Annotated in this window: 27 protein-coding genes; 6 read left to right on the forward strand and 21 right to left on the reverse strand. The window is 58.0% G+C overall.

Annotated features, from left to right (window positions below; translation table 11 throughout):
* Positions 1–16: 16 nt before the first annotated feature.
* Positions 17–619, reverse strand: a complete 603-nt coding sequence (locus GYH29_RS06865) for a TetR/AcrR family transcriptional regulator (RefSeq protein ID WP_118266853.1) — start codon at positions 617–619, stop codon at positions 17–19.
* A 112-nt stretch (positions 620–731) separates the two neighbouring features.
* Here GYH29_RS06865 and GYH29_RS06870 point away from each other — a divergent pair, with 112 nt between their 5' ends.
* From GYH29_RS06870 to GYH29_RS06880, 3 genes are read left to right on the forward strand one after another with little or no spacing between them, the layout of a single operon-like run.
* Positions 732–1,787, forward strand: a complete 1,056-nt coding sequence (locus GYH29_RS06870) for a sugar phosphate isomerase/epimerase family protein (protein WP_161523412.1) — start codon at positions 732–734, stop codon at positions 1,785–1,787.
* A 31-nt stretch (positions 1,788–1,818) separates the two neighbouring features.
* Complete coding sequence (locus GYH29_RS06875) at positions 1,819–2,697, forward strand: alpha/beta fold hydrolase (protein WP_161523413.1); 879 nt, start codon at positions 1,819–1,821, stop codon at positions 2,695–2,697.
* Positions 2,698–2,699: 2 nt separating this feature from the next.
* Positions 2,700–3,641 (forward strand): alpha/beta hydrolase, encoded by a 942-nt coding sequence (locus tag GYH29_RS06880; RefSeq protein WP_161523414.1) that lies wholly within the window; start codon positions 2,700–2,702, stop codon positions 3,639–3,641.
* A gap of 201 nt (positions 3,642–3,842) precedes the next feature.
* Here GYH29_RS06880 and GYH29_RS06885 read toward each other — a convergent pair whose 3' ends face one another.
* The 5 genes from GYH29_RS06885 to GYH29_RS06905 form a co-directional block, all read right to left on the reverse strand.
* Positions 3,843–4,151 (reverse strand): hypothetical protein, encoded by a 309-nt coding sequence (locus GYH29_RS06885; protein ID WP_161523415.1) that lies wholly within the window; start codon positions 4,149–4,151, stop codon positions 3,843–3,845.
* A gap of 72 nt (positions 4,152–4,223) precedes the next feature.
* Positions 4,224–4,796, reverse strand: a complete 573-nt coding sequence (locus GYH29_RS06890) for a hypothetical protein (RefSeq protein WP_161523416.1) — start codon at positions 4,794–4,796, stop codon at positions 4,224–4,226.
* Between the two features lie 137 nt (positions 4,797–4,933).
* Positions 4,934–5,914 (reverse strand): T6SS immunity protein Tli4 family protein, encoded by a 981-nt coding sequence (locus tag GYH29_RS06895; protein ID WP_161523417.1) that lies wholly within the window; start codon positions 5,912–5,914, stop codon positions 4,934–4,936.
* 12 nt (positions 5,915–5,926) lie between these two features.
* Positions 5,927–7,651, reverse strand: a complete 1,725-nt coding sequence (locus GYH29_RS06900; RefSeq protein WP_161523418.1) for an esterase/lipase family protein — start codon at positions 7,649–7,651, stop codon at positions 5,927–5,929.
* Entirely contained in the window at positions 7,651–10,341 is a 2,691-nt protein-coding gene (locus tag GYH29_RS06905; RefSeq protein ID WP_161523419.1) for a type VI secretion system Vgr family protein, read from the reverse strand. Before GYH29_RS06905 ends, GYH29_RS06900 begins: the two co-directional genes overlap by 1 nt.
* Positions 10,342–10,642: 301 nt before the next feature.
* Here GYH29_RS06905 and GYH29_RS06910 point away from each other — a divergent pair, with 301 nt between their 5' ends.
* Positions 10,643–10,792 (forward strand): hypothetical protein, encoded by a 150-nt coding sequence (locus GYH29_RS06910; RefSeq protein WP_161523420.1) that lies wholly within the window; start codon positions 10,643–10,645, stop codon positions 10,790–10,792.
* Positions 10,793–11,117: 325 nt separating this feature from the next.
* Here the strand turns inward: GYH29_RS06910 and GYH29_RS06915 are convergent, their stop codons facing one another.
* From GYH29_RS06915 to GYH29_RS06940, 6 genes are all read right to left on the reverse strand, one after another.
* Positions 11,118–12,335: a helix-turn-helix domain-containing protein gene (locus tag GYH29_RS06915; protein WP_161523421.1), complete on the reverse strand. Its 1,218-nt coding sequence runs from the start codon at positions 12,333–12,335 to the stop codon at positions 11,118–11,120.
* A 26-nt stretch (positions 12,336–12,361) separates the two neighbouring features.
* Entirely contained in the window at positions 12,362–13,021 is a 660-nt protein-coding gene (locus GYH29_RS06920; protein ID WP_161523422.1) for a hypothetical protein, read from the reverse strand.
* Positions 13,022–13,355: 334 nt separating this feature from the next.
* Complete coding sequence (locus GYH29_RS06925; RefSeq protein ID WP_107731761.1) at positions 13,356–13,667, reverse strand: DUF1484 family protein; 312 nt, start codon at positions 13,665–13,667, stop codon at positions 13,356–13,358.
* A gap of 1 nt (position 13,668) precedes the next feature.
* On the reverse strand, positions 13,669–15,012 hold the full coding sequence (locus GYH29_RS06930) for an amidase (RefSeq protein ID WP_161523423.1): 1,344 nt from the start codon (positions 15,010–15,012) through the stop codon (positions 13,669–13,671).
* On the reverse strand, positions 15,009–15,290 hold the full coding sequence (locus GYH29_RS06935; protein ID WP_019101617.1) for a hypothetical protein: 282 nt from the start codon (positions 15,288–15,290) through the stop codon (positions 15,009–15,011). The genes GYH29_RS06930 and GYH29_RS06935 overlap by 4 nt, the downstream gene beginning before the upstream one ends.
* A 922-nt stretch (positions 15,291–16,212) precedes the next feature.
* Positions 16,213–16,677, reverse strand: a complete 465-nt coding sequence (locus tag GYH29_RS06940; protein WP_039755054.1) for an Lrp/AsnC family transcriptional regulator — start codon at positions 16,675–16,677, stop codon at positions 16,213–16,215.
* Between the two features lie 169 nt (positions 16,678–16,846).
* Here GYH29_RS06940 and GYH29_RS06945 point away from each other — a divergent pair, with 169 nt between their 5' ends.
* Together GYH29_RS06945 and GYH29_RS06950 are read left to right on the forward strand one after the other, a co-directional pair.
* Entirely contained in the window at positions 16,847–17,476 is a 630-nt protein-coding gene (locus GYH29_RS06945) for a LysE family translocator (RefSeq protein ID WP_161523424.1), read from the forward strand.
* Between the two features lie 226 nt (positions 17,477–17,702).
* Positions 17,703–18,206 (forward strand): surface-adhesin E family protein, encoded by a 504-nt coding sequence (locus GYH29_RS06950; protein WP_161523425.1) that lies wholly within the window; start codon positions 17,703–17,705, stop codon positions 18,204–18,206.
* Positions 18,207–18,543: 337 nt separating this feature from the next.
* Here the strand turns inward: GYH29_RS06950 and arsB are convergent, their stop codons facing one another.
* From arsB to GYH29_RS06995, 9 genes are all read right to left on the reverse strand, one after another.
* On the reverse strand, positions 18,544–19,614 hold the full coding sequence (gene arsB, locus GYH29_RS06955) for an ACR3 family arsenite efflux transporter (protein WP_456298364.1): 1,071 nt from the start codon (positions 19,612–19,614) through the stop codon (positions 18,544–18,546).
* Positions 19,615–19,655: 41 nt separating this feature from the next.
* Positions 19,656–20,135, reverse strand: coding sequence for an arsenate reductase ArsC (locus GYH29_RS06960; RefSeq protein WP_161523426.1), 480 nt, complete (start codon positions 20,133–20,135; stop codon positions 19,656–19,658).
* Between the two features lie 11 nt (positions 20,136–20,146).
* Entirely contained in the window at positions 20,147–20,506 is a 360-nt protein-coding gene (locus GYH29_RS06965) for an ArsR/SmtB family transcription factor (RefSeq protein WP_043591660.1), read from the reverse strand.
* Between the two features lie 301 nt (positions 20,507–20,807).
* A complete protein-coding gene (locus GYH29_RS06970) occupies positions 20,808–21,434 on the reverse strand; it encodes an LbetaH domain-containing protein (protein ID WP_081575811.1) in 627 nt (208 codons plus the stop codon).
* 74 nt (positions 21,435–21,508) lie between these two features.
* Positions 21,509–22,078 (reverse strand): cysteine dioxygenase, encoded by a 570-nt coding sequence (locus GYH29_RS06975; RefSeq protein WP_019100799.1) that lies wholly within the window; start codon positions 22,076–22,078, stop codon positions 21,509–21,511.
* A 174-nt stretch (positions 22,079–22,252) separates the two neighbouring features.
* The gene (locus GYH29_RS06980; protein WP_161523427.1) at positions 22,253–23,587 is read right to left on the reverse strand and encodes a DUF3422 family protein; all 1,335 of its coding nucleotides are present in this window, start codon (positions 23,585–23,587) and stop codon (positions 22,253–22,255) included.
* A 136-nt stretch (positions 23,588–23,723) separates the two neighbouring features.
* Complete coding sequence (locus tag GYH29_RS06985) at positions 23,724–24,482, reverse strand: hypothetical protein (RefSeq protein ID WP_161523428.1); 759 nt, start codon at positions 24,480–24,482, stop codon at positions 23,724–23,726.
* Between the two features lie 14 nt (positions 24,483–24,496).
* Positions 24,497–24,859 carry a 5-carboxymethyl-2-hydroxymuconate Delta-isomerase gene (locus tag GYH29_RS06990; protein WP_107731765.1) on the reverse strand — a complete coding sequence of 121 codons (363 nt, stop codon included), beginning with the start codon at positions 24,857–24,859 and terminating at the stop codon, positions 24,497–24,499.
* 159 nt (positions 24,860–25,018) lie between these two features.
* Positions 25,019–25,237 (reverse strand): hypothetical protein, encoded by a 219-nt coding sequence (locus tag GYH29_RS06995; RefSeq protein WP_019100795.1) that lies wholly within the window; start codon positions 25,235–25,237, stop codon positions 25,019–25,021.
* Positions 25,238–25,461 lie beyond the last annotated feature (224 nt).

Here is a 25,461-nt window from a genome sequence, read left to right on the forward strand (position 1 = left end):
GGCGGCCGGCGTCCGCTCAAGCTTTGCCGGCGGCGATCCGGAGCGGGGTCATGGCGACGGACACAGAAGCCAGCAGGCGCTCGCGCGGCACGCCGTCGCGCGCCTGCACCGAGATGCCGTGCAATTGCGCGGCGTAGAAATCGCCCAGGGCGTCTACATCCGTATCCGGCCCCAGCTGGCCGTCGCTGACGCCGCGCCGCAGCCGGTCTATCACCGATTGCGTGCGCGCCTGGCGCTGCGCGCGCAGCCATTCCAGCACCCCGTCGTTCTGCTCCGAGCAATTGGTGGCCGCCGACACCACCATGCAGCCGTGCGGCAGATCATCCCGGGTGTAGAGCGCCACGGCGTCGGCCAGCATCCGCTGGATGGCGGCCACCACGTCGTCCTCCTGGCTCAGGGCCTGATCGGCGAAGCCGCCGTCCCCGGCGGCGTAGAGCGCCACTGCCTCGCGGAACAATTCCTCCTTGCTGCCGAAGGCCGCGTAGATCCGGGCCGAGGCGATGCCCAGCGCCGCCACCAGATCGGACATCGACGTGCCCTCGTAGCCGCGCCGCCAAAAGGCCAGCATCGCCTGTTGCAATGCTTGGTCCCGGTCAAACTCCCTGGGCCTGCCCGCCATCTTTTCGCCTCGCTCGAATCATGTTGGACGGAATTTTATCGCGCTCCGCCGTTGACGTGTAGCCTGGCCGGCGTCTATTATTTGTCGATCGACAAACAATTGACGGTGACACATGAAAACACTCAAGGGACCCAGCCTGCATCTGGCTCAATTCGGCGCGGACCACGCCCCCTTCAACAGCCTGGACGGCATCGCCGGCTGGGCGGCGCGCACCGGCTTCAAGGCCTTGCAGGTTCCGGCCTGGGACAGCCGCTTCATCGACGTGGAGCTGGCCGCCGCCAGCCAGGACTATTGCGATGAAATCCAGGGCACGCTGGCCGCGCACGGCCTGCGGATCAGCGAACTGACCACGCACATCTTCGGGCAACTGGTGGCTGTGCACCCGGCTTACGACGCGATGTGCGACAACTTCGCGCCGCCGAACCTGCGCGGCAAGCCGGCGGAGCGCACCGCTTGGGCGTTGGAGCGCCTGCGGATGGCGGCCCAGGCCTCGCGGCGGCTGGGGCTGAGCGAGATGGGCACGTTTTCCGGCTCCTTCGTCTGGCCGTATCTGTTCCCGTTTCCGCAACGGCCGGAAGGACTGATCGAAACCGCCTTCGAAGAACTGGCGCGGCGCTGGCTGCCCATCCTCGACGCCTGCGACGAACACGGCGTCAACCTGTGCTACGAAATCCACCCCAGCGAAGACCTGCACGACGGCGCCAGCTTCGAACGCTTCTACGAGCTGGTGGACCAACACGCGCGCTGCAAGATGCTGTTCGATCCCAGCCACCTGGTGCTGCAGCAACTGGATTACCTCGCCTACCTGGACATCTATCACGAACACATCCGCATGTTCCATGTGAAGGACGCCGAATTCCGGCCCAACGGCCGGCAAGGCATTTACGGCGGCTACAGCGGCTGGACAGAGCGCGCCGGGCGCTTCCGTTCGCTGGGCGACGGCCAGGTGGACTTCAAGGCGATCTTCTCCAAGCTGGCGCAGTACGACTACGAAGGCTGGGCCGCGCTGGAGTGGGAATGCTGCCTCAAGGACCAGGAAGACGGCGCGCGCGAGGGCGTGGACTTCATCAACCGCCACATCATCCACGTGACCGAACGCGTCTTCGACGACTTCGCCGGCGCGGCGGTCGATCAAGCGCAGATCCGCGCGATGCTGGGCATCGCCTGACTTCCATCCACTTTTCACTGCGAGACTACAGATGTCGGCACTTCCTCTTATTGATACCGAACCCGATTTCACTCATGACTATGTGCGGCTGGACGGCCAGCGCGTCCATGTGGTCACCGCCGGCGTGGGCCGCCCGGTGCTGCTGATCCCAGGCTGGCCGCAAACCTGGTTCGCCTGGCGCCACGTGATGCGCGCGCTGGCCGCCCGCGGTTTTCAGGCCATTGCCGTCGACCCGCCGGGCACCGGCTTGTCCAGCCGGCCGGACAGCGGCTACGACACCGGCGCCGTCGCCGCAGCCTTGCATCAGGTGATGCTGCGGCTCGGCCACGCCCGCTATCAGGTGGTGGGCCACGACGTGGGCATGTGGCTGGCCTACGCGCTGGCCAGCGACCACCCCGGCGTGGTCAGCCGGCTGGCGCTGACCGAGGCGGTGATCCCCGGCCTGGCGTCGGCGCCGTCTATCTTCGCGCCGCCGGAGGAGAACATCTTCCTGTGGCACTTCATGTTCAACCAGCTGACCGACTTGCCGGAAACGCTGATCGCCGGGCGCGAGCGCGCCTATCTGGACTTCATGTTCCAGCGCTGGTCGTGGCGGCGCGACCGGGTGGCGGCGGAGGTGTATATCGACGCCTACTCCTCGCCGGGGGGCCTGCGCGGCGGCTTCGCCTACTACCGGGCCATCCCGGAAACCATTCGTCAGAACCAGCGGCGCGCGCAAAGCAAGCTGACCATGCCGGTGCTCGCCATCGGCGCCGAGCACGCCACCGGCAAGGCCCCGCTGGACACCATGCGCGGCCAGGCCGACGACTTGCGCGGCGTGGTGATCCCGGACTGCGGCCACTTCATCATGGAGGAGGCGGCCGACGAGTTCATCGCCGAGCTGCTGCCCTTCCTGGAAAGCGAGGACTGAGCATGCCTTTGGACATCAAGATCCAGCAGTGGCTGGAGCAGGCGGCGGCGGGCGACGCCGCCGCGCCGGCGGACATGGCGCAGCTGCGCGCCGACACCGACGTCGGGCTGCGCCAACTGCACGGCCCGCTGGAACCCGTCGCGCGGGTGGAAGTGTTTCAGGCGACGGCGCGGGACGGCCATCCGCTGCGCATCGTCGGCTATTGGCCCGAGGCCAGCGAGGCGGCGCAGCCGGCGCTGCTGTTCGCCCACGGCGGCGGCTGGTGCCTGGGCTCGGCCGAGGTCTACGACAACCCCTGCCGCGCGCTGGCCAAGGCCACTGGCTGCGTGGTGCTGTCCGTCGATTACCGGCTGGCGCCGGAGCACCGTTATCCGGTGCCGCTGCACGATGTGTACGACGCCCTGTGCTGGGCGTTTGAACACGCGCAAGCGCTTGGCCTGGATCCCAAGCGGCTGGGCGTGGCCGGGGACAGCGCCGGCGGCAATCTGGTTGCTGCTGCCTGCCTGCTGGCGCGCGAGCACGGCGGCCCGTCCGTCGCCCATCAATTGCTGATCTATCCGGCCTTGAACCACAGGATGGACAGCGCCAGCTACCAGACCTACGGCGAGGGCTACTACCTGACGCGGGAGCTGATGCGCTTCTGCTACGCCACCTATCTGTCCGCCGAGGAAGAGGGGGAGTCGCCTCATGTCTCGCCGCTGCTGGCGGCCAGCCTGGACGGCCTGCCCGGCGCAACCATTCTGACGGCGGAGTTCGACCCGCTGCGCGGCGAAGCGGAGGACTACGGCGCGCGGCTGAGCCAGGCCGGGGTGGCGACGACGGTGCGCCAGCTGGACGGCATGGTCCACAGCTGCATCCACATGCTGGGCCTGACGCCGGCCGCCGGCGCGCTGTTCGACATCGCCGGCGCGAAGGTAAGGGCGGCGCTGGGCGTGGACGGGTGATTTCGTTCTGTGTACTGAGCACCAAGGAGCGCCAGGCGCTCCTTGGCGTCTATACTAGGCGATTGATGCGGTTCAATAAGCTGTGCAAAGTCTGCCGCACTTCGGAATGTCTGTTTAGAGCGGCCAACAACAATCAGTTCTACGTCTGAGGTGACGGGAGTCGAGGCACTGGGGTGCTCATAAACACTGTTCTAGGCAGATCTAATCTGACAAATCGTCTCGATATTGGTTAAGCACTTCTTGTTCTTGCGTGTTCATTTTATATTTCTTATCTAGCTTTTTAAATTTCCGTTTTGCCATGTCGCATGTCTTATTGGTCTGCTTAACGAGCTTCATCTGCTCAGAGGTCTTCTCTCCGCTCAATTCGCCAGATAGATGAACACAGGTTTCGGCGCTATCTACAAAGCTCTTCACATGAGGCTGCTGCGGGACAGCCTCCGATGCTATCGCTCTCCCTGCAATTAAGCATATAGCCAGAGATTTCCACGCCAGCGATCTCAGTGTTTTCATTTTCACCTTCCAGCAGTGGGTCCGTGTGGCTTATTCAAATTTTCCTGGCAGCCTAGTAAAGCTGCTCCGTGCTTACCTTGTAAGCTGCATTGAAAAGTTACAGCGATCTTGCATTTGATAAATCACTGTTTCTCCGTGATAGTCTGCACGGGATTTATATACTTCTTTCCCGCACGCCAATAACTTGTATCCAGCCCCGCTAGACGGTTTTCCGCTTCTTGAAACCAAGGTAAAGTTACCCCGATAGTCTCCACTGCCCACAACCTCTACAAAGCGCACGGCATTCACATTAATATCAAAAGGGGGCGATACAAATTGGCTTCTTCCTTGGCCATCCGTCCGTCCCTGCAAAGAAATCGCAGGTGCTTCGTCGCTGGACTTCGGGTCATGGACCTGAAGTAAATAAGGAGTATTCTTGAGCACTCTTCCCGTTTCCGGGCTATGTAGCACAAAATAGCAGCCTTTATTTGTGCCTTGCTCACCTTGTCCTGCTTTATCTGGTTGCGATGAATGACATTGATAAGTCGCTTTCATCGCGGCGCGAATCGCCTCAGGCTCAAGCGGCCTATTGACAGCGCAACCCGTCGCCATTAATACGGCAGGCAATAATCCAAAATAGGTAGCAATCTTAGAAATATTAATCATAGAGGAATGGTCCTTGCTAATTGCAATATCAAAAATTAATAAATTGCACTGTGGCCTCGCATAAAGCCAGAGACTATTTTTAGCGATGAATGTTGACGTGGACTGATCAATGTTGTTACCCGTTACGCCACTTAAATTTATTGAGCTACCGGACGAACTCGGATGGACTTAATCACGCTTTCATAGAGATGCTGCATTTGTGTTGCATTTAATGATGACTCCCCGGTAACACCGGCTACGCCTTCACCAGAGGTTAGCTGTATCGAGACTTTTGGATTGAGGGGGTTATCAAAACCACCCTGTGCCTCCCACATAAAACTATGTGCAACACCCATGCCGTTGTCAGAGGGGAACTCATTTAGAGATTCCTCACCTTGCATTCCATTTACCGTTCTAGCGCCCTTCCTGATTGCCTTTATCTTGCCAGGAAATCGCTCATCCAGTTTTGCTGCCTTTTGCCTTTCCAGCAAGGATGGCTCTGGCTTTGACAGTGTGAAGCTGTCTATGCTGAACCAAACATCCGGATTATTCTTCAAGGCGAAAGTGATTGAAGCCATCTCAAACTGTGGCGATTTTCCATCATTGGAGACAAAGCCATTTGCAATGCAAAAACCGGCCTCTTTCGGAATGTCTCGATCCGAGCGATAACGAATCCCTTGTAGGTAGGCCTCATACTCAGAAAGTGTTTCCTGGATGTTTTTTTTGTTTAATGCACGAACTGAGGAAAGTGCAGTGTATCCATTTCCTAAAAATTTATAGGCATCCAATGAATACATGAGTCGTCCAAATGGTTCTGACTTTGCTAACACCAATCTCTTGTCTGGTGAGTTTGAAAATCGAGTTTCCGCAAACTGATCTTCATATTTGTCATGCTCGTTTTTTAAGGTGATTTCTTTTTTTTCCGCCAGCTTAAGCATGGCTTCCCTACTGATTTTTTCGGTTTTTATTGATGCAGCAATATATTTATTTCCCTGTCCCTTGAGTTCTGCTTCATGCGGAATGTCAACTAAGTAACGACCAAAGCAGTAGGTTTTCATTTTGTCAAACATCTTATTCTCCGCAGCATAAAGGGTAGGACTGGCCATCAATAAGGTAAGCAATAAAGCAAGTCGATTCATCGTGGCAGTCCTTTAGTATGCCTTGGGCGGAGGGGCTTGTTGAACGATTTTGGCAATGCCATAGACTGTAGCTTGAATCGCATATTTGTTTTTGTAGCTCATTTGATGGTCGAACCCCGACATGCTAAATACTGCTTTGGGTGTCGGTTGCAACTGGGCCAGTACTTTACCAGAGTCTAGAGGAACCGTTCCATCTCCTCCCTGGTCACGCTCATTGCTTAGTTTGAATTTGACTTTTGGCGAGTCTTCATCTTGATAAAGTGGAACGGTGCTTTTTCCCGTCATGGTTCGCTGACTATCCTTTTGATAGATTAATGGCATGACATCGTCCCCTGGAATACTGCCTGAAGCCTGCCAATGAATATGGCCAAAAGTACGGAATTTTTTTTCGTCAATGCCATAGTAGCCGTAAGTTTGCGGGTGAGCATATAAATCTAGTGTATTATGAAACTTCCTCGCAAATTTCAATGCATCAGTATGCGCATCCAACGGGGTTGTTTTTGCTTCCTTAATACTTCCTGCCGGATCAATCAGTCCTGGGTCCAGCATCCCCCACCAACACTCATCCGTGGTCTTGCTGTAAATTTCCTCATAGGGATCAGCCTGCGGCAAGCTAAAAATCACATCGTTACCGCCTTTCTTAACAACTTTCAGCCAGCCCGGTGAGTAGTGCTTGGTCGGCAACAACTCCAACGGTCCAGGCGAACATGCCAGAGTCGGCGTAATGTCCCCGGCATTCCAACCAATGATGGCAGCCACGGCGGCGCCTTCAATATCTAAAAAGCCGCCCACCTCAGTCCCGGCGCGGAAACGGCGATAAACCACAGGCGCGCCTGCTACCGGCTGCACACCATGCACCACCCCCAATATCTTGTCAGGAGCCATCTGAGCCGCCCTACGTCCCACCAAGCCGCCCATGGAATGGGTGACCAAAATAACTTTGCCATCGCAATCGAAATAGTTGGTATTTTTGTAATGCTCAATAATTTTATCAATCTTCTCGATCAGGGATTGCGCGGACTCTTCATTGCTTTGTAGCCAGTTGTAACCATGCGCCCATACCGGATAGTAATAATCATCCAATCGCAGCACTTCGTCTTGGCTGAATCCTGGCGGGGTCAAATTCCAAGCCTTTACCGCCTCCGCTGCGGCCTTGGCGTAGTCCGGTTCCTTTTCAGAGCGAGGAGCAGTCTGCTTGCCGCCATTGAGATGGGCCAGTAGGCCAATTTCCGGCAGCAGAAAATTACCACGCTCCTCAGGATGACCCGGGCTGCTGTACTGGTCATTGAGGATGACTTCCAAGCGCTGCAAAATGAAGTGGTAACTGTCGGCATGCAATGCGCCCCAACCACGCCGCCTTGCCTCTTCGGCGCTGACCCAATGCAAATTATCCGGAACTTGGCAAGGGCCATCCGGGTTAACTTCGGTACTATTAGGGTCAAATAAAATTTGACGCTCCGCAGGCGATTGATTAGCTCCGTTAAGAGCCGCCCCTATCCCGCCTAGCTTCCCATTAGGCGGAGCCCATGCTTTTATTTGCTTCTTATCCCGTAACCGTAAATTCGTTCCCATAATCCCCGGCACAAAAATCACCGGAATAACGGTATGCGGCGGTTTTACGCATAAAGCACACTGCTTGAAACTGTCCGGGCTTTTGACGGATTCAAAATATGGGTTGCCTTTCTTGTCGAATTGCAAGGATACGCGGCGGGTTGCGGTGCTTAATACGTCGGCCATTATCCGTTCCGTTTCAGATGCATTTTCAGTTGATCAATGACCTTGCCGGTCAGCGTAGAGGTTGCGCCGCTGCCATCCGTGCTGCCTGAGCTTTCCAGCTTGTTCTGACCATTGCGGACTTCATGCTGTATCTGGGATTGCGCCTTGCCGGAGCGGCCTGCTATGCCAAACTGTTCATTCGTCTGAATGGCGCTTTGCGGCAGGTTGAGCATTTGCGGGCTGACACTGGCCGGTCCCGTCATGGCGTGGCTGGCGGCGTGCTGGGTATGCGTGGCCGATGTCTTCGTGGTGATCCCGCCCCCATACTCCGCGCCGGCATTCTGCGCGGTGATATTGACCTGAGGCCCTTCAATGCTGACAGCCTTCAAGCCCACCAGACGTAAGCGCTTGGCGGCGATAATTTCAATGTCGTCATCCTGCGCTTGGATGCGAATCGCGCCAGAGGCGGAGATGAGCTTCATGCCCAACTGCATCACGAAGATGGACAGAGACTGTCCCACGCGCATGCGCAGATGCTGGCCTATGCTCTGGTTGCTGTCCTTGGCGGCAATCAAGTCGTGCGTGCTGCCTGTTGCCATCGAGATGTTCGATTCGCTGGCCAGGGCAATGCCTTCCGGTGCGCCGAGGGCCAGAATGGCTTTGTGCCCACTCTTGGCTTCCTTGGCGGTATTGCTGCCACCTTCCCATTGTTTGACGTCTTGCGCCAGTTGCTCTTGCGGTTTGGTGTCGGTCTCATCCGCATGATGCACTTCCGCCTGCTTGGCGAGAGACTTCGCAATGGACAGCGCCATCTCCAACTGGCCGATCAACTCTTGTCGGTCCAGTTGATTGCCGCCAGCGCCTTCACGGGCATAGGCGCTGACCAGAACCCCTTGAGCAGCCCGGATCGCGCCTGACAAATCCGTTCGCAACTCGAAGCCGTTGCCGCGTGGCTCCGCTTTCCCGTCTTTGCGGGGATGCGTCAAAAAGCCCTGGTTCAACTGGGTCTTGCCTGGCTCACTGGAAAGCTTGGCGCGAACTTCGCCGGGGGTATCATCAAACAGCAGCTCACTGTAGCCGCCTCCTTGATGCTCTTTGGACTTGATGCCGGAGAGGGTCTTGTTCGCTGGCAAAGCCCCTGCGCCGCTAAAGTCCGGGGTGGCGTGGCTGCCGTTATAGAGCACGCCAACAACCACCGGGCGGTCAATGTCTCCTTCCAGAAAATCCACCAAGACTTCCTGACCGATGCGGGGAATGAACTGATGCCCCCAAGCCGCCCCAGCACTGGGCATCACCACTCGAATCCAACAAGAGGACTTGTCATCCATCGCCGCGCCGATGCCGGGATGTTCTTCAGCACGCTGCCAATGGAATTGCACCTTGATGCGTCCGAACTGATCCGTATGCACCTCTTCGCCGGCTGGCCCCACCACGGTAGCGGTCTGGCTGCCCAAACTCGTTGGCTTGGCATGCCGGGTATAGGCGTATGCCGGCGTCAGCGGAATGCCGCGCCGTTGAGCGGTAAAGGTGGTTTGGTAGGGCGCAGGTTCAGTTTGTTCTTTGCTTTGGGATAGATCAGGGATGGCGGTTTGAAGCAGCCGCTTCAGTCCTTGGGGAAGGTTGTTGTGAGCGATGAAGTTCTGTTTGGTCACCACGAATTCACGTTGCTCGCTGCTGTCCCCGTCATGGTTGGGATGGTTGTCCAGACGGAACCATTCGCCAGGCAGCAGCCCCCTGACCGCGCCACCGCCGCTGAACTGCTTGGCTTGTAAATCATGCGCCTGCTGCCGCAGCTGCGCGTAATGCCCAAATTGCTCCGCATCGCTCGCATAGTAAAGTGTCTGCGGCGCGTAATCCTGCAAGGTGGACTGTAAGGCCTTGCCGCTCTGCCCCTGATTGATTTGGCTTTCATCGCCCGTCATATTGCTGGTGACAGGCTGGTAATCGAAGCTCGCCAGAGCGACATTGCCGGATACGATTTGCCGGGAAGATTCCCACGCGGTTAAGCCATCCTCTTCTTCCGTCGCATCGCTACGGTGAAAGCGCAGACGCTCCATGCTGGCGGCGGGTAGCCCAAACGGATCATCAAACAGGATCAGCTGTACTTGCGGCAGCTTGTCTTTCTCAGAATGGGCAAACCGCCAGCCGTAACCCTCTTCATGCATCAAGCGCACGATAAAGTCATAGTCGCTCTCGCGGTACTGTAGGCAGTAGCTGCGCGGCGAAGCCGGACCCACTTGAATGTCCAAGGTTTGAACCCGTGCGAACTGGGCATTATTCGCCTGATGCTCCGCCAGAATCTGCTTAATGATGTCTGGCACGGTCAAGTCCTGGAACATGCGTGAAGTCCGCCGATAGCGCAGCAGCGAAAAAGGAGCTTCCACCGTCAAACCGTACTGAGCGAAACCGCCATCCGCCCCCAGCTGCTTCACCTCCGACACCACCCCGCAGCGTACAAGCTCTTCCCCGGAGGCGGCGGCAATGCCTATCTTTGCGGCCACGCCCAGCAGAGACTTCAATTCGATGGAGCCGTTGGGAGACAGGCAGGTCAATTGATAGCGATAGCTCTCTGAAACGCCTTCCTCGCCTTCCAGAGTCTGAGGCAACAGGGTTTCAGCCGCGATGCTGCCATCCCCGAGGGACAGTGTGAGCAGGCGATTGTCTTGCGTGAAGGCGCTGGAAAAACTGGCAAGCAGCTGGCTGATATCCATAGAAATTGAATGTCCGCAAAGAAAAACCACTTCCGTAAAGTGGCCTGATGATGTTGGTTCGCAATGGAGAGCGGCAACATTCTATTTGGATGGCTTGTGACGGTACAAGCGAGCTAGGTCAAGGTTTGGTGAGGCCCAGTTCTAAAGGACAGGTACGGCACGTTCGCGGTCTTGAAGAGAGCGCTCCAGGGCAAAGCACATATTGTCAGGCTGGGAAATACGAAGAGGCTTCATGCTCAAGGCAGGATATCGACAGTGGCAGTGATCTCGATGAAGTTGCTGGGCGGCGACCCATTACGACGTGGGAGCAGATGAGGGCAAGGCGACGCTGGCCAAGGCCGCCAAACACATCATGGAGACCATAGACGCGGAGGGCGCGCGCATCCGGCGCGACGGCATGGGCGCGGCCTTGGCGGGGATGTCGCGGGAAGGGGGGAGGAGGACTTCCTGATGTACTGAAAATAGAAGCTGGGTAAGGGGGAGCGGTGAGAGTGTCAGATCAAGTCTGAACTTCTATAGCTTAGGCATTTGCAATCGTATTGAATCCCCTCGGCTTTCGTCGGTGCTTTTACAAAGCTGGTATGAACCACAAACCGACCATTAACCCTGACTGCTAAGGCCGACCTGCTGCCGACCGGGTGAGGACTCCGGCAAATCGCCGGCCAAAGCAGCCAGTTGGTATCTTCAACCTTAAGAGCCGGTTTTGCATGGAAAGCAGACTTCACTCTGACTGAGAAAGCCAGGGCTATTCAGTGTTTACAATCGGCTTCTCTTAGTTACATTCGCTTGCGATTCGGCAGAGAAATGACTTGGGCCAGTTCTGTGCTGGTCTCTGCCCTAGAGGTTTGAGCAGGGCGGAAGACTGGGGAGTTAAGCTGGATAACAGTAGCCATCTCACCTGTCATGTAGCCCTCTGGTAAGGAACATAGTTGCTCAATGTCCGCCGCAGGTAGGCCGATTGTTTCGATTAGATAAGGCTTGGTGAAGCCACCTTGCTCCAGCAGCATCTTGATAGCGCGAGGCATCAAGCGCGGGGACTCTGGCTCCAAAACGTTGTCTAGTGGTTCCCCTTTGCGCCAACCACGCGCACTGTAGTTTTTCCAGAGGCGGGTCGTATAGGCTTCACCAATCAGGTTAAGGGTTGATGCGCGCATGATCATGGCTCCGATCGACACTTTCCAACGACGTTTTAGAACCTGTAGTGTATCCAGTGTTGGATGAGCCAGTTCCAGAGAAATGCTTTCCGCAGGCATCAGAAAGGCACTTGCGAATAAATGCGCTTGGCGTTCAAGTTCACTGTAGCGTTCTTCTTCGTCGGCCTTAGTTAAATGCCGATGCATAATCAGGTGGCCAAGCTCGTGAGATGCATCGAACCGACTACGTACAGAGCTCGCCTTGTCTGCAGCCAGAAACACGTAGGGGCGGTTTTCTGCATCAAACCAACGTGAAACACCATCCATTTTGATGTAACCCAGCGGCTCTCGGGTGGTAATTACTCCTGCGCTCTCCATTACCCGGATCACATCATCGATAGGCCCCATGCCCAAGCGCCAATGCTTGCGACATTGCGTGGCAATATCCTCGATCTCTTCATCAGTAAGAAGCAGGGCATCTTCACGAGACAACGATACTGGCAGGTTTACATCTGGCCAATCTATCCACTCCTGGATCGAGGCTGAAAGCTCATGAAGCCATTCAAGCCGGATGCTGGCGATGGCACGAGCAGTTTTGGTGAGGGAAGTATTGGAGCGGAAGAAGTACCCTGACTTACCAAAGTCAGGCATGGCCCGCAAGAACCAAGTGGCTGGCAACCCAAGTGCGGTTGCCACCTTTTCCAATGCGGCAGGCTCCGGAAATTGCTCACCTCGTTCCCATTTGGAAATAGATGGGCTGGATACCCCGGACAACTCAGATAATGCGGACTGAGTCATGCCACGGGCAGTCCGTGCCTGAATCAATCGACTACCTTGAAAACCTACTACACCTGTTCGCATTGCAAATTTCCTAATACAAGATACTTTTATTCGCCTCCGTCAAGCACAGCCAGTTGGCGCTTCAGCTTCGGCATCGGCTCGATGACTGTTGGCTCATCGTTGTGCAAGAGCGTGCGTAATTCTTCAAGAGGCACCCGCAAGAACATCCCTCTCAACGATGGAAACGGAATCTCAAACATAGCCTGGGAGAGGTTCAGTTCTCGCTGGTCAACGGCTATCGAAATCTGGACATACAGCTTCTCGTCAGCATCAATTTCCTTATAACTCGTGAACATGTCAGGGGTCATCGGGAAAAGTGCAGCATTTCGCTCTGATCGCTCCAATCGGTGCTTGGCCATGCTCCACCACCGCGACTGATCGTGTCGAGCGCCAATCACGAAGGAGTCGGTTTCAATTTCGGTAAAAACGTAGCCTGCGGGTTTTGAGTCGACAAGCCTAGCATCCATGCCACATTCCAGCGCTGTGCTTTCACAAACATCGGCAATGATGATGGGGATGCTTACCCCAAAGCCCTTGGTGCGCAGTCGGGGATTCTTGTAGTGCCCGCCGCCTGAGGCTTTGATCATGGACAGCTGTGCAATGGCATCATCAAGGATGCGATCCATAAACGGTTTGCCAACCTGAAAAGCCAAGTGGCGCTTAATAGCGTCGGCCAGACCGGCATGCATGGTAGTCAAAATAGCCATTTCCTTCTAGAGAAAAGTATGCGTAAACCAAAAAATTTGCTGTGGCGAGAGTAGCGCCAACCGGAATTATAGCCGTATTTTTTTCGTTAACAAGAAAATTTGCTGTAGTCATGTCATTAAATGGCAAAATACCCATGAGGGCTATCGTGCTTACATTGCTTGTTACTGAGTGGTCTCCGTTACTGGCTGCTTTCGAGGTGGGGGTAGCCATTTTGCCTCTGGATAACGGGGGGGCGGTTTTGGCCAACGCCCTGCTGCTGCTGATGGAAAGGCATATGCCTGCTTGTACTCCATAGAGGCCCCATTATCGGGGCGCTCCTTGCGATGTACCGGGCTACACCAGGCGGTTGATGCGGTTTAGGCCGTGGCTCAAGCGCTGCTGCACCGGCTCCAGCAGCGCCACCGCTTCATCGCTGCTGACCTGTACCGGTTCATCGTGGAGTTGCAGCAGGGTCAGGATGGCTTGCAAGCCGATATGGGCGGCGCGCAGTTCCATCAAGCCCTGCAGCAGACAGGCATCCATCTCCGCGCATTGTTGGCTTAGTTGCTGGCCCAGATGGGACAGCGCGGTTTGATCCGGCTGAGCGTCCAGTAAATGTTGGTTCAGCTGCTTCAATTGCTCCATCACGGGCATGGGGGCATCCATGTCATTCTCCTTCCAACTGCGCCAGCGTGGCTTCAATGCCGGCCGCCAATTTCAGAATATGGGTGTCGCGGCCATGCAGACCGCAGACGCTCAGGCCGATTTGGGGGGATAGGGGCAGGCTGACGGCGCAGCCGTCCAGCAGATTGACGACGGCGCTATTGCGCTGAACCAGGCGATTCAAGCGGGTGTAGGCGTCGTCGTCCTCCAACTGCGCCAGCGTGGGCGGCAGGATGGCCACGGTGGGCATGAGCCAGGCGTCGGCCATGGAGAGCCGATGCGCGGCGACGGTTTGCAGCGTGCGGCGTTGCTCAAGCAGGTCTTGATAATCCACGGCGCTTTGATTCCCGCCTTGCCGGATGAGCTGGGCGACGCGCGGGTCGTAGCGGTCGCTGTCCTTTCCTTCCAGCCGCGAGCGGTGCTTGCGCCAGGCTTCGGCCGCGATTTGCCCGCCCTGGGCGTTCATTTTTGTAATCTGCCTGAGTTCGGGAAAGTCGAAGCGAATGATGCGGGCGCCGGCTTTGGACAGGCGCGTCAGCGCCTTGTCGAAGGCTTGGGCCACCGCGGGGTCCAGTTGCTCCGCGAGATAGTCCTCTGTGACGTAGAGCCGGCATCTTTTGATGCCCGGCGCTTGGCCGCTGCGGGTGTGGGCGGGCATCCAGCCCTTGCTGAGCACGGCGTCCAGGACGGAGCAGCAGGAGGCCGAACGCGCCAGGATGCCGACGGAGTCCAGTGCGTAGGACAGGGATAGGCAGCCTTGCAGCGGCATCCGTTGTGACGTGGCCTTGAAACCGACCAGGCCGCAGAAGGCGGCGGGAATGCGCGCGGAGCCGCTGCTGTCGGACACCAGCGCGGCCGCGCTCATGCCCAGGGCCACGCTGACCGCCGCGCCGGAACTGGAGCCGCCGGCCACGCGCGCGGGATCGCTGGGGTTCAGCGGGGTGCCGTAGTGCGGGTTCAGGCCCAGGCTGGAGTAAGAAAACTCGCTCATATTGGCGCGCCCCAGCAGCACGGCTCTGGCTGCGCGTAGCGCTGCGACCACGGTCGCGTCTTGGCTGGCGGGCGGGTTGGATTTCAGCACCATGGAGCCGGCGCGTGTGATTTGGCCTTGTATGTCGAAGCCATCGTTGATGACGAGGGGAATGCCGGCCAGCGGGGAGGGGTAGAGCCTGGTGGCGTCAAGCTGGCGGGCAACGGCCAGGGCGGCTTTGGCGTTGACCTGGGTGAAGGCCGCGCCGCCGGTTTTTTGATGGCTGGCGATGGCGTCGAGCGCCTGAATGGTGAGCGTCACGCTGCTGGTGTTGCCCAGCAGCAAGTCCTTATGCAACTGCATCAAGCTGGGTTTCATGTTGTCTCCCATGCGGTGTGCTCGCTTTGGGCCGTGGCGTTGATGTGTTGCAGTTGGGCGGCGTAGTTGTCCAGCACTTCGACGGAGAGCCGCGCTAATAGGTGCTGGTGGGAGGCGGGGGCGGTGTGGGTTTGGATGGCGGCCAGGGTGGCGCGCAGTTGGGTGAGGCAGTTCAGGGCCAGCGCGCAAGCGTCCAGGGTTTGGGCTAGCAGGCGCAGTTGTTCCTGGCGGGCTGGGGGCGGTTTGGCAAAAGGCAGGAGGAAGTATAGGGGAGTCATTACGGTCTCCAAGTCAGCGTTGGAAACCTGTCCGGTGAGGCTTGGACAGGCGCGTGACAAGGTGGCAAGACCGGCGCACTCGATTAAGGACCGGCAACTCACAAGGAGTTCCCTGCCACGGCCTGTCCGAATGGGCACAGCGTGGCAGCAGACGTGCTTGTGCCAAAGCGGACACAAATGAGTCTGCAATCAAGTGCGTTTGGGCTTGCCAGCCCTGCGCGGCGTGATTGGGCGCTGCGCGAAGCCAAGGGTACTGAGGCGGGGGTGGGGCGTCAAGCTGATGGCGGGGTGGATTGTTTTGGTTGGGACTAATGGATTGGGGAACGACAGGGGGCTGGCTGTTCAAGGCCGGCGCGCGGGCGTCAATGGTTTGGGGCCGCAGGCGTAGTGCTTTCTTGCGGATCATCGGCGGCGGTTTGGCAAATGGAAGATAGAAGTATAGGGGAGTCATTGCGGTCTCCAAGTCAGCGTTGGAAACCTGTCCGGTGAGGCTTGGACAGGCGCGTGACAAGGTGGCAAGACCGGTACCTTAGATCAAAGACCGGCAACTCACAGGGAGTTCCCTGCCACGGCCCGCCCGAATGGGCACAGCGTGGCAGCAGACGTAGTTGTGCCAAAGCCGACGCAACGAGTCTGCAATCTAAGGTTTCTGGGCTTGCCAGCCCTGCGCGGCGTGATTGGGCGCTGCGCGAAGCCAAGGGTACTGAGGCGGGGGTGGGGCGTCAAGCGGGTGGCTGCGTGGATTGTTTTTGTTGGGACTAATGGATTGGGGAACGACAGGGGGCTGGCTGTTTAAGGCCGGCGCGCAGGCGTCAAATTTAGTGGGTTCTGTGGGATAAGTTCAGACTTGATCTGGCAGCCTTCCGTTTTGACGGCGCTATGTAACGTAACGAGTACATCGCATCTAAAAGGCAAGAAAATGCTAGATCGGAAGATGGGTTGTCTGCTTGACCCGCTTCAGTGGAATCTCGGTTTCCACATTACGCACACCTTCAATCTTCGTTAAGACTTCCATCTGGAAGCGTTGGTAGTCATCGAGGTCCCTCGCGATAACGCGCAGGAGATAATCATAGCTTCCGGCCATTAAATGACATTCAAGTACTTCGGGGGCGCCTTCGATTTCCCGGGCAAAGTGCTCTACTGTCGCCTTATTTTGGCGTTCCAAAGTCACGCGTACAAAAGCCGTAAACTTTAGATCTACAGCAACTGGGTTTACCTGCGCAATGTAACCCTCAATGACTCCAAGCTCTTCGAGGAGATGCACACGACGAAGACAGGGAGTTGGGGAGAGACCGACTTGCTGCGCAAGCTCGACATTTGTCTGATTCGAGCTTCGTTGCAGCGCACGAAGTATGCGCTTGTCTATAGAATCCAATTTTGTTGACATAATTTACTATGAAATGCGAGAAAAGTAGATTCAGACTCTAATAATTACACGGCAAGTAGTCAAGTTTGCACTCAATCTCCACGGAAAGATGGCCATACTTTTACAACATGGCGCGGCCACTACACATTGTAGTGAGCGCTCTACCCATACATCATTTCAGGAGAAATTTATGCAACACATATTTTGGATGCCGTTCATCGCAACTTCTCTACTCATCGTCCTGACCCCTGGTCAGGACATGGTCCTGGTCATGTCCCGAGCTCTATCTGGAGGAACCCGTACAGGCGTCATCACTGCTGCAGGGGTAAGCGTCGGCCTGATTGCGCATACTGCGCTTGCAACGCTAGGTTTAGGGGCGCTCCTCCAAGCATCGGAATGGCTTTTCACAAGCTTGAAAATGATCGGGGCTCTGTACCTTCTGTATCTTGGCATTTCACTGTTTCGCGCCTCAGGAAATCTGACGCTTGTGAGTAGTCGTAGTGCTCCCGAATCGGCACTTCGCACCTTCGCGCAGGGTGCTCTATCCAATGTGTCGAATCCAAAGATTGTGCTTTTCTACTTGGCCTTTCTACCGCAATTCGTCTCTGCAAACGCGACACATCCTATGCTTTCCATCTTTATGCTAGGCATAGCTTTTGCCTGCTTGACATTCATTGTCAAAGGCCCAGTGGCAGTATTCGCCGGTTTACTTTCGAACTGGTTCCGCCAAAATCCTCGTTGTCTGACATGGATGTATCGGACGAGTGGGATAGTAATGATTGGGCTTGGCCTGAAGCTCGCCTTTGAACAGCGGAGCTAAAGGCTTATTCATGCATGGAACGTGATTCGGATAATCCCGAGTCGAGTTGCTAGTGAACTGCTTGTGCTATTCAATCATCGCAGTGATTTTCACGATATCGCGTTCTATAATTAAAAGCTTTAAAACCGCTGTGAAGCTCCGCATAGACAAACTTGCATAACATGAGGAAAAACTAGGGCTGCTTCCACACCGGTCACCACTACACTGTGCGTAATTTTGGAAGAGATTGGAAATCAAATTGTTGAAAAGCGTCTTTTATGGTTTTGCCCTTTTTTCTTCAGTAGCCTGTGCCTCCAGTTGGGATTTCACATTTTTCAACCCCAGCGAGGGCGGGTTGTTGATCGATAGCGATAGCATTGCACAATCGTCTCACGGCACCATCAAATTCTGGACGCTGTACGCTCCAAAATTTGAAACGGACGCACCGATGGCTGATTATGCGTACAGTGAGTCACTGTACGAAGTCAATTGTCCCCAGCGCCTGATCAAGCTGAGTTTGACGTTGGCTTTCGATGTAAACGGCGAACCACACGAAACCGAGTTTGAGCATGCCAAGATGGAGGATATCCAGCCTGATACGCAGGAGGATTTTCTGTGGACCTATATCTGCAAGCCTGAAAAGCGACCAGACATGGCAGTGGCGATGCGGCAGGGTATTCATGGCTTCTTGCACGAACAGCGGCGCTACGCTAGTGAGCATCTCGTTCGTCAGCTGAAAAAGAATCCGTGATTGTAATGAGCTAGGCCAGAAATGGTCCTGAGTTGGCATAAGAACCTATTCAAAGTCTGTTGTGCTTTGAGAGATGTGGCACGGAGCTCAACTCTTGCATTAATGTTTCCATTCAGGTTGGCGTTTTTGGCGGCACGGGGACTTTTAAGAAAGTGTGATTCCTCAGTTCTGTGGAAGCGGTAGGTGTGATTGTGAGGATGGGAAGTCCATTTACGGGCTTCCCATTAAGCTGTGTAGATTGGACGGATTTACAGATTGTTGTGATGGGAGGCGCAATGAAAGGCATGGCGAGCCGTCACATCGTTCTCAAGCAGCCGGTCACCTTAATCGTTAGCGGCTACTCGCCTCTTTCATACCAGCCTTTGCTGGCGTTCACGATGCGAACGACCAGAAGCATGGCCGGCACTTCGATCAGCACGCCGACAACCGTGGCCAAAGCCGCTCCGGAATGAAAGCCGAACAAGCTAATGGCGGCGGCTACTGAGAGTTCGAAGAAGTTGGACGCGCCAATCAAGGCCGATGGGCAGGCCACGTTGTGTTTTTCTCCGACGAGCCGGTTGAGCCAGTAGGCCAGGGCGGAGTTGAAGAACACCTGGATCAGAATGGGCACCGCCAGCAGGGCAATGACCAGCGGCTGCTTCAATATCGCTTCGCCCTGAAAGGCGAACAGCAGGACCAAGGTGGCGAGCAGGGCGGCCATCGACCAGGGGCCGATCTTGCTCATGGCGGCATCGAAAGCGGCTTGGCCCTTGGCCAGCAGCGCCTTGCGCCAGAGCTGCGCCAGGATGACCGGAATCACGATGTAAAGCGCCACCGATACCAGCAGGGTATTCCAGGGCACGGTGATCGCGGAGATGCCGAGCAGCAGGCCGACGAGCGGAGCGAAAGCCACGACCATGATGCTGTCGTTCAAGGCGACCTGCGACAGGGTGAACAAGGGGTCGCCATGGGTCAGCCGGCTCCAGACGAAGACCATGGCGGTGCAGGGCGCGGCGGCCAGCAGGATCAGCCCGGCAATATAGCTGTCCAGTTGCTCCGCCGGGAGCATGGGGGCAAATAGATTGCGGATGAAGAACCAGCCTAGAAAAGCCATGGAGAATGGCTTGACCAGCCAGTTCACCACTAGGGTCACGCCGATGCCGCGAACATGCTGGCGCACTTCGTGCAGCGCGCCAAAATCGACTTTGACCAGCATGGGGATGATCATCACCCAAATCAGCAAGCCGACGGGCAGGTTGACCTGGGCGATTTCCAGTTTGCCAATGGCCTGGAACATCTGGGGAAGCAGGTGTCCCAGGGCGATTCCCGCGACGATGCAAAGAAAAACCCAGAGGGTCAGGTAGCGTTCGAACCGGTTCATCGGGGCCGGGTCGTCCCGGCGCAGGGCGGCGTTACAAGAGGTGGACAAAACAACTCTCCTTTTCCAAACGAGCGGACAGGCCTTTGCCTTCAGGGCAGCAGGGAGCCGATACGATCCAGTTCCGCTTTCAGGCGCGCGCGGTCTTGTTGCAGTTCGGCCAGCGGCAAGGCCAGGAAGGCTTCGATGCGGGCGCGCAGAATGTGGTAGGCCGACATGAACGCGGCGTCGATTTCCGCATCGGAGCCGGTAGCGTGGGCGGGGTCTTGCACGCCCCAGTGGGTGCGCAGCACCGGTCCCAGGTAGGCGGGGCAGGTCTCGCCGGCGGCGCTGGCGCAGACGGTGATTACGATGTCGGGCGTGGCCGGCAGATGGTCCCAGGATTTGCTGTGGCAGCCCTCGGCGGCAATGCCTTCACGGCTCAATAACGCCAGCGAGCGTGGATGCACTTGTCCGGTAGGTTGGCTGCCCGCGCTCATGGCCCGCCAACCCTCCGGGGCCAGATGATTGAAAACGGCTTCGCCCAAGATGGAGCGGCAGGCGTTTCCGGTGCATAGAAAAAGCACGTTCATGGGGTCTGCTTTCAGTTTTTGGGTAATGGGGATCGCACGGCTTCGGGGCAGCACGAGTCCGCAGGCATGTCGATGCATTGCTCCGGATGACCGGCGCAGCACTCTTCGGTCAGGTAGGCGATCAATTCCAGCATCAAGCTCAGATTGGCCCGATAGCGCTGGTAGCGGCCTTCCTGCTCCACCGAAACCAGGCCGGCATGGGTCATGCCCTTGAGGTGGAAGGACGCTTTGTTGGCGGGAAGCTTGAGCGTGCTGGCGATTTGGCCGGCCACCATGCCTTCCATCCCTTGTCTGACTAGCAACCGGTAAATGTCGAGACGGATGCCGGATGACAGGGATTCGAAGATTTGGGTCGCGGTTTTGTTTTCCATTTTTCAACTATACAAGAAATATTGAAATAATGCCTAGACTCATTAACATGCCCTGCGCTCTGTTCACTCTTGTGAGGCCATGCATACATTTTGCTATCTCAGCCGTTTTCGCCTTGTCTCTCCTTAGCTCGCAAGACTTTGAACAGGCTCTAAGGTCTCAAGACGCTAGGCGCTCCGCACTGGCCGTTTAGAGCGGCTAACAAAATCAGTTTCACGCATGAGGCAAGGCGCGCCGACGCAAGGCAGCATCAGGAATTTGTTAGCGGGTCTTAGGCGGCACGGGAATCTGGAGGGCTTTGGTTTATCCCTGTCCTGAGTCTTGCTCCACCCGCTCCAACCTCGCCACCACGGCGTGCGGCGGCAACAGGGTGCCGGGGGAGAGCACGGCGTTGGCGCCGATGCGGCTGTGGTCGCCCACCAGTGCGCCGAATTTCTGCGTGGGCAGCGTCCAGGCTTGCTGGCGGCAGCGCACCGTGATGGTTTTGTCGCGGCGTTCGTTCCAGTGGTTGGCGATGACGGCGCCGGCTTCCATATTGACGTCCGCGCCCAGCACGGAGTCTCCGACGAAGTTGAAGTGGGCCAGCCGCGAGTAGGGGCCGACGATGCAGGTTTTGAGTTCTGATCCCGGTCCCACCGTCACGTCGTTGGCCAGCGCCACGCCGCCGCGCAAATAGGCGTGGGCGGCTACGCGACAATTGGGGCCGATCAGCAACGGTCCTTTGAGCACGGCGCCGGCTTCTATCGTGGCGCTGCGGTGGATGGCGATGTCTCCGTCCACCGCCCAGTGCGCAGGGTCCAGTAAGGCGCATTGCCGCGCCAGGCTGTCGGGCAACCGGCCGAGCCAGTGCCACGGGGGTTGGGCGCTGTCCAGCCAGGGAAAGTGGGTGAGCAGATCGGCGAACAATTCGGCGGGGAGGGAGGAGGGCATGATTGGGCCTGGTGCGTGCGGGGATTTGTATTGTAGAGCCGGCGGAGCAAGGCGGCCAGAAGGCCGCCGCGGCGTCAGATTTCGTACACCCAGCTGATGGAGTCGCCGGGGCGTTCAACTTGGGGCGACTCCAGACTGAACAGCTCCATTTTGCGCAGCGGCGGGGAATATAGATGCAAGGTGACCAGGTCTTCGCCGTAGGGCTGGAGGTTGGAGATTTGGTGGATGTCCAGATGGCTGTTGATGGTGAGGCTGCCGCTTTCCAGTCGATGGGATTCCACTGCGTACACCAAGCCGTGGTCGGTGCGTTCGAACACGGTTTCGGTGGCGGCGCCTTGCAGCACGCGCAAGCCGCACAGGCTGCCGCGGTGATTATGGATGCGGCTGCGTTGGGTGCTGCGCCAACAGAGCAGCAAGAGCTCGCACCAGGGACTGAGATAGATCTGGTTGCGGCGGTAGCGTTCGTCGCTGAATTGACGGAAGGGCAGCAGATCATCCGGGCTCAGTTGCAGCGAATCGTGAAACAACCGGATCTGCTCAATGTTCAGATTGGCCTGATAGGCGTCCAGTTGCCGCAGCGAGGCGGTCAGGCTGGGGCTGAGGGCGAAGGAAGACTGCGCGGCAGCGCATAGCGTGTCGTTCATCGGTTTCTCCTTTGGCCGGCGCGGCCGCGGACAGTGGGTTCTGTCCGTCGGGCTGGAGCGCGGGCGGCGTTTTTCTGACTGGACCCGCGCCGGCAAAGTTCGCGGCGGCGGTCCGCGTCTATGGTTTCGGTATAGCCGATGGGGCCGCGGGCCGGCTGCCTGAATGGGCAGGTTTCAGCCGCTTGGCGCGCCGGAGGTTTCGCCGTGACGTCTCAGCGCGTCCCGCGCGCAGCGCAGGCCCAGCGCGATGGCCAGCGCCAGCAAAGGGACCGCTGCGGCGGTGGCCAGCTCCACGTTGATGGGCAGGCCGGCGGCTTTGGCGCCCTTGAACAGGTAGCCGATCAGGCCGGCGCTGTAATAGGTGATGGCGGCGATGGACAGGCCTTCCACGGTTTGCTGCAGGTGTAGTTGCATGGCGGCGCGGCGTTCCATCGAGGTGAGCAGCGCTTGGTTCTGCCGCTCGCGGCGGATGTCAACGCGGGTGCGCAGCAGCGCGGTGGCGCGGTTGACCCGCGCGGCCAGTTCGCGCTGGCGAAAGGCCACGGCGCGGCAGGTGTCCATGGCGGGGGCCAGACGGCGTTGCACGAATTGCTGGAAAGGTTGCAGGCCGTGAATGCGGCGTTCGCGCAGTTCGGCGACGCGGTTGCGGACGATGTCGTAATAGGCGAGGGAGGCGTTGAAGCGGTGGTCGGTGCGGGACAGCGCGTTTTCCGCGGCGCCGGCCAGTTCGGTCAGCCGGTGCAGCAGCTGCGGTTCGCTGTCGGCGGCCGCGCCGCTTATGGCGCCGGTGAGTTCGGCCAGTTCTTCGTCCACTTTGGCCAGTTCCGGGGCGATGCTCTTGGCCACCGGCAGCGCCAGCAGGGCCAGCATGCGGTAGGTTTCCAGCTCCAGCAGCCGCTGCAGCATGCGGCCGGCTTGGCGGCGGCCCATGTAGAGGTCCGCCAGCAGATAGCGGGAGAAGCCGTCCGGATGGATGCGGAAATCGGTGTAGGCGCGGCCGGCGCCGTCGCCTATCTCCGCGCCCGCCAGTTCGTGACCGTTGAAGCATTGGGCGGCCAGGTCCTCAATGCGCAGCGGCAGCGCTCCGGGCGACAGCAACGCGGCATGGGCGGCCACCAGCACGTTGCCGGGCAACAGCGGCAACCAGGCCGCCGGCAGGGCTTGCAAAGCGGGTTGGGCGAAGGGGCTGGATTCCGCGCCGTGGGCAAGAATGGTGAAGCTGGAGAATTCGCCGTGCCGTTCCCAGCGCACGCGGCCAAACGGGGCGTCCAGCTGGAATTGACCAGTCTCGGGGTTCGGGGCCGGTTGACCCAACTGCTGAGCCAGTTCCCGGCACAACCAGTTTTCCTGTTCGCGGCTGATGTGGCGGTGCAGATAGGCCAGGTAGCTGACCCGGTTGTCGGCGGCTATCTGCAGCGCGGGCCTGGCGTGGGCTTCGCGGTTGAGTTGCCGGCGTTGCGGATGTTCGTTGAGGCGGAGGCGGGGCGGATCGGAGAGTTCGGCGGTCATGACGGGCTCCGGTGGCGGGCGGGGAGTCTTCAGCATAAAACGTTTCATGCTGCAATGCAGTATATTTTGACGCCGGATTGTTTCGCCATGAAGAAAGGGCGGCCGTGGCCGCCCTTTCTGCTACGCCGCGCCAGAGTCAGTCCGGCAGGTTCAGCGCCGCCGCGCCCTTGGCGTCGAACCAGGCCACGCCGCTGCCCAGCATCGCCTGGCCCTGGCCGTTGCGCACGAACAGATTGTGCGGCATAGGCTGTTTCAGCAGCTCCAGGTAGGCCGGAGTGAAAATATCGCTCCATTCGGCTTGCAACTGGCGGGCGTTGGCGATCTGTCGGCTGCCGCCCTTGTGGTTGATCCTAAGCGGGAAATGCACGTAGCGGCTGGCCTGCTGCGCTTGGCCGGCCAGCGCGGCACGTTGGAAGCCTTGCACCCGGGCTTCGAAAGCGGCGTCGCTTTCCTCGGTGACGTCCCGATACCAACGGCCTTCGGAGGCCGGCGCCATGTCGCCCATGGTCAGCATCACCGGCAGCGTCTTGGTTTTCAGCGTCCAGTCGCCGTCCAGGCCCACGCTGTTGTCGAAGCTAAGCGGCTGGCCGTCGGCGCTGCCGTTGCTTTTGAAGCGCAGTTTGAACACGCCGCCGCCCGGTTCGCTCAGCAGCAGGGTTTCGCCTTGCAGCTTGCCGCGCAGCGGGATGTCCTTCAGATAGCGGCCGTAGAAGTAGTGGCCGCCGTCGAAGCTTTTGCCGTTTTTCACCAGCAGGCTCATGCCGATGCGTTCCTGGCCCAGCGTGCCTTCCAGGTTGACGCGGTCGATATCGTCTGCGGCGTGGGCCGCGCCGGCCAGGCCGGCGAGCAGGGCGGCGGCCAGCAGGCCGCGGGATGCGAGTTTGAGCGCTGTCATGGGATGTTTCTCCGTTAACGGGCGATGAGGCGTTTGCGGTAGCTGGCGCGGTCTATTTCCTGGATTTCCACGCACAATTGCACTTCCATGCCAGGCGGCAGCGCGGCGCTGTCTGCCAGCGCTTGCAGGCTCAGTTCGGACAGTTGCTGTTTCTCCTCGGGGCTGCGTCCGCTGAGTATGGCCAGTTTGGCGTGGACGAAGCCGCGGGGCAGATCGTGGACGCCGATGCGGCAGGCTTCCAAGGCCACGGCGCGGCTTTTGATATCGGCCTCTTCGAAGTGGCCGCTGGCCAGCAGCGCGCGGTTGATGTCCAGCAGCGCGTCCGCGGCGGCGAAGCCGGCCAGATTGCCGCTGTACTCCAGTGTCAGATGGGGCATGTGTGGGCCTGTGGTGTTTCGCCGCCTTCCTCATTGCACCGGGTTGGCGAGGGAAGGGATTGGCGGCGGTCGATACGCCATTGTATTGCAATGGCCCGACGCACCCAAGCCCAGGGCGGGCGAATAGCGGAGGCGAGGATGGAAACGCGTCCGGCGCGATCAGAGTTTTTTCGCGACTCGGATCAGGCTTTGGATGTCTTCCGGCTTGATGACCTCGTGCTCCAGGCTGCGGCTGATCAACTCCAGCAAATAGGTTTTCTTGAATACCGGGGAGCCTTCCCATTCGCTGCCCGGCTGTCCAATCACGCTGGCTTGGGTAATGATGGCGGGTTCGCCGTCAATGACGTCCAGCGCGAATTCATCTTCTGAAATTCTCATTTAAGCGTTTCCTCTGCATTGCGCGATGGCAGGCTATTGCGTCGTTTTAATTGTTCTTGTTGATATTTTTCTTCTTTTAAATTTATGGTTCGCGAGTATCTTGCGCATGCCTCGAATGATATAGTGTTGCCAAATTATTATATTGTCTTTTTGTTTAAAAGAGTAGTGACGAAGTTACAAAAGAATAGCCTGACAAGAACAATATGGTTTGATGCTTGCGTCTG

Origin of the sequence: Chromobacterium haemolyticum (assembly GCF_009936155.1) — a bacterium.
Lineage (GTDB): Bacteria > Pseudomonadota > Gammaproteobacteria > Burkholderiales > Chromobacteriaceae > Chromobacterium > Chromobacterium haemolyticum.

Coding starts and splice junctions, on each gene's coding strand:
- GYH29_RS06865 (WP_118266853.1), bottom strand. CDS start 619: ATGGCGGGCAGGCCCAGGGAGTTTGACCGGGACCAAGCATTGCAACAG.
- GYH29_RS06870 (WP_161523412.1), top strand. CDS start 732: ATGAAAACACTCAAGGGACCCAGCCTGCATCTGGCTCAATTCGGCGCG.
- GYH29_RS06875 (WP_161523413.1), top strand. CDS start 1,819: ATGTCGGCACTTCCTCTTATTGATACCGAACCCGATTTCACTCATGAC.
- GYH29_RS06880 (WP_161523414.1), top strand. CDS start 2,700: ATGCCTTTGGACATCAAGATCCAGCAGTGGCTGGAGCAGGCGGCGGCG.
- GYH29_RS06885 (WP_161523415.1), bottom strand. CDS start 4,151: ATGAAAACACTGAGATCGCTGGCGTGGAAATCTCTGGCTATATGCTTA.
- GYH29_RS06890 (WP_161523416.1), bottom strand. CDS start 4,796: ATGATTAATATTTCTAAGATTGCTACCTATTTTGGATTATTGCCTGCC.
- GYH29_RS06895 (WP_161523417.1), bottom strand. CDS start 5,914: ATGAATCGACTTGCTTTATTGCTTACCTTATTGATGGCCAGTCCTACC.
- GYH29_RS06900 (WP_161523418.1), bottom strand. CDS start 7,651: ATGGCCGACGTATTAAGCACCGCAACCCGCCGCGTATCCTTGCAATTC.
- GYH29_RS06905 (WP_161523419.1), bottom strand. CDS start 10,341: ATGGATATCAGCCAGCTGCTTGCCAGTTTTTCCAGCGCCTTCACGCAA.
- GYH29_RS06915 (WP_161523421.1), bottom strand. CDS start 12,335: ATGCGAACAGGTGTAGTAGGTTTTCAAGGTAGTCGATTGATTCAGGCA.
- GYH29_RS06920 (WP_161523422.1), bottom strand. CDS start 13,021: ATGGCTATTTTGACTACCATGCATGCCGGTCTGGCCGACGCTATTAAG.
- GYH29_RS06925 (WP_107731761.1), bottom strand. CDS start 13,667: ATGGATGCCCCCATGCCCGTGATGGAGCAATTGAAGCAGCTGAACCAA.
- GYH29_RS06930 (WP_161523423.1), bottom strand. CDS start 15,012: ATGAAACCCAGCTTGATGCAGTTGCATAAGGACTTGCTGCTGGGCAAC.
- GYH29_RS06935 (WP_019101617.1), bottom strand. CDS start 15,290: ATGACTCCCCTATACTTCCTCCTGCCTTTTGCCAAACCGCCCCCAGCC.
- GYH29_RS06940 (WP_039755054.1), bottom strand. CDS start 16,677: ATGTCAACAAAATTGGATTCTATAGACAAGCGCATACTTCGTGCGCTG.
- GYH29_RS06945 (WP_161523424.1), top strand. CDS start 16,847: ATGCAACACATATTTTGGATGCCGTTCATCGCAACTTCTCTACTCATC.
- GYH29_RS06960 (WP_161523426.1), bottom strand. CDS start 20,135: ATGAACGTGCTTTTTCTATGCACCGGAAACGCCTGCCGCTCCATCTTG.
- GYH29_RS06965 (WP_043591660.1), bottom strand. CDS start 20,506: ATGGAAAACAAAACCGCGACCCAAATCTTCGAATCCCTGTCATCCGGC.
- GYH29_RS06970 (WP_081575811.1), bottom strand. CDS start 21,434: ATGCCCTCCTCCCTCCCCGCCGAATTGTTCGCCGATCTGCTCACCCAC.
- GYH29_RS06975 (WP_019100799.1), bottom strand. CDS start 22,078: ATGAACGACACGCTATGCGCTGCCGCGCAGTCTTCCTTCGCCCTCAGC.
- GYH29_RS06980 (WP_161523427.1), bottom strand. CDS start 23,587: ATGACCGCCGAACTCTCCGATCCGCCCCGCCTCCGCCTCAACGAACAT.
- GYH29_RS06985 (WP_161523428.1), bottom strand. CDS start 24,482: ATGACAGCGCTCAAACTCGCATCCCGCGGCCTGCTGGCCGCCGCCCTG.
- GYH29_RS06990 (WP_107731765.1), bottom strand. CDS start 24,859: ATGCCCCATCTGACACTGGAGTACAGCGGCAATCTGGCCGGCTTCGCC.
- GYH29_RS06995 (WP_019100795.1), bottom strand. CDS start 25,237: ATGAGAATTTCAGAAGATGAATTCGCGCTGGACGTCATTGACGGCGAA.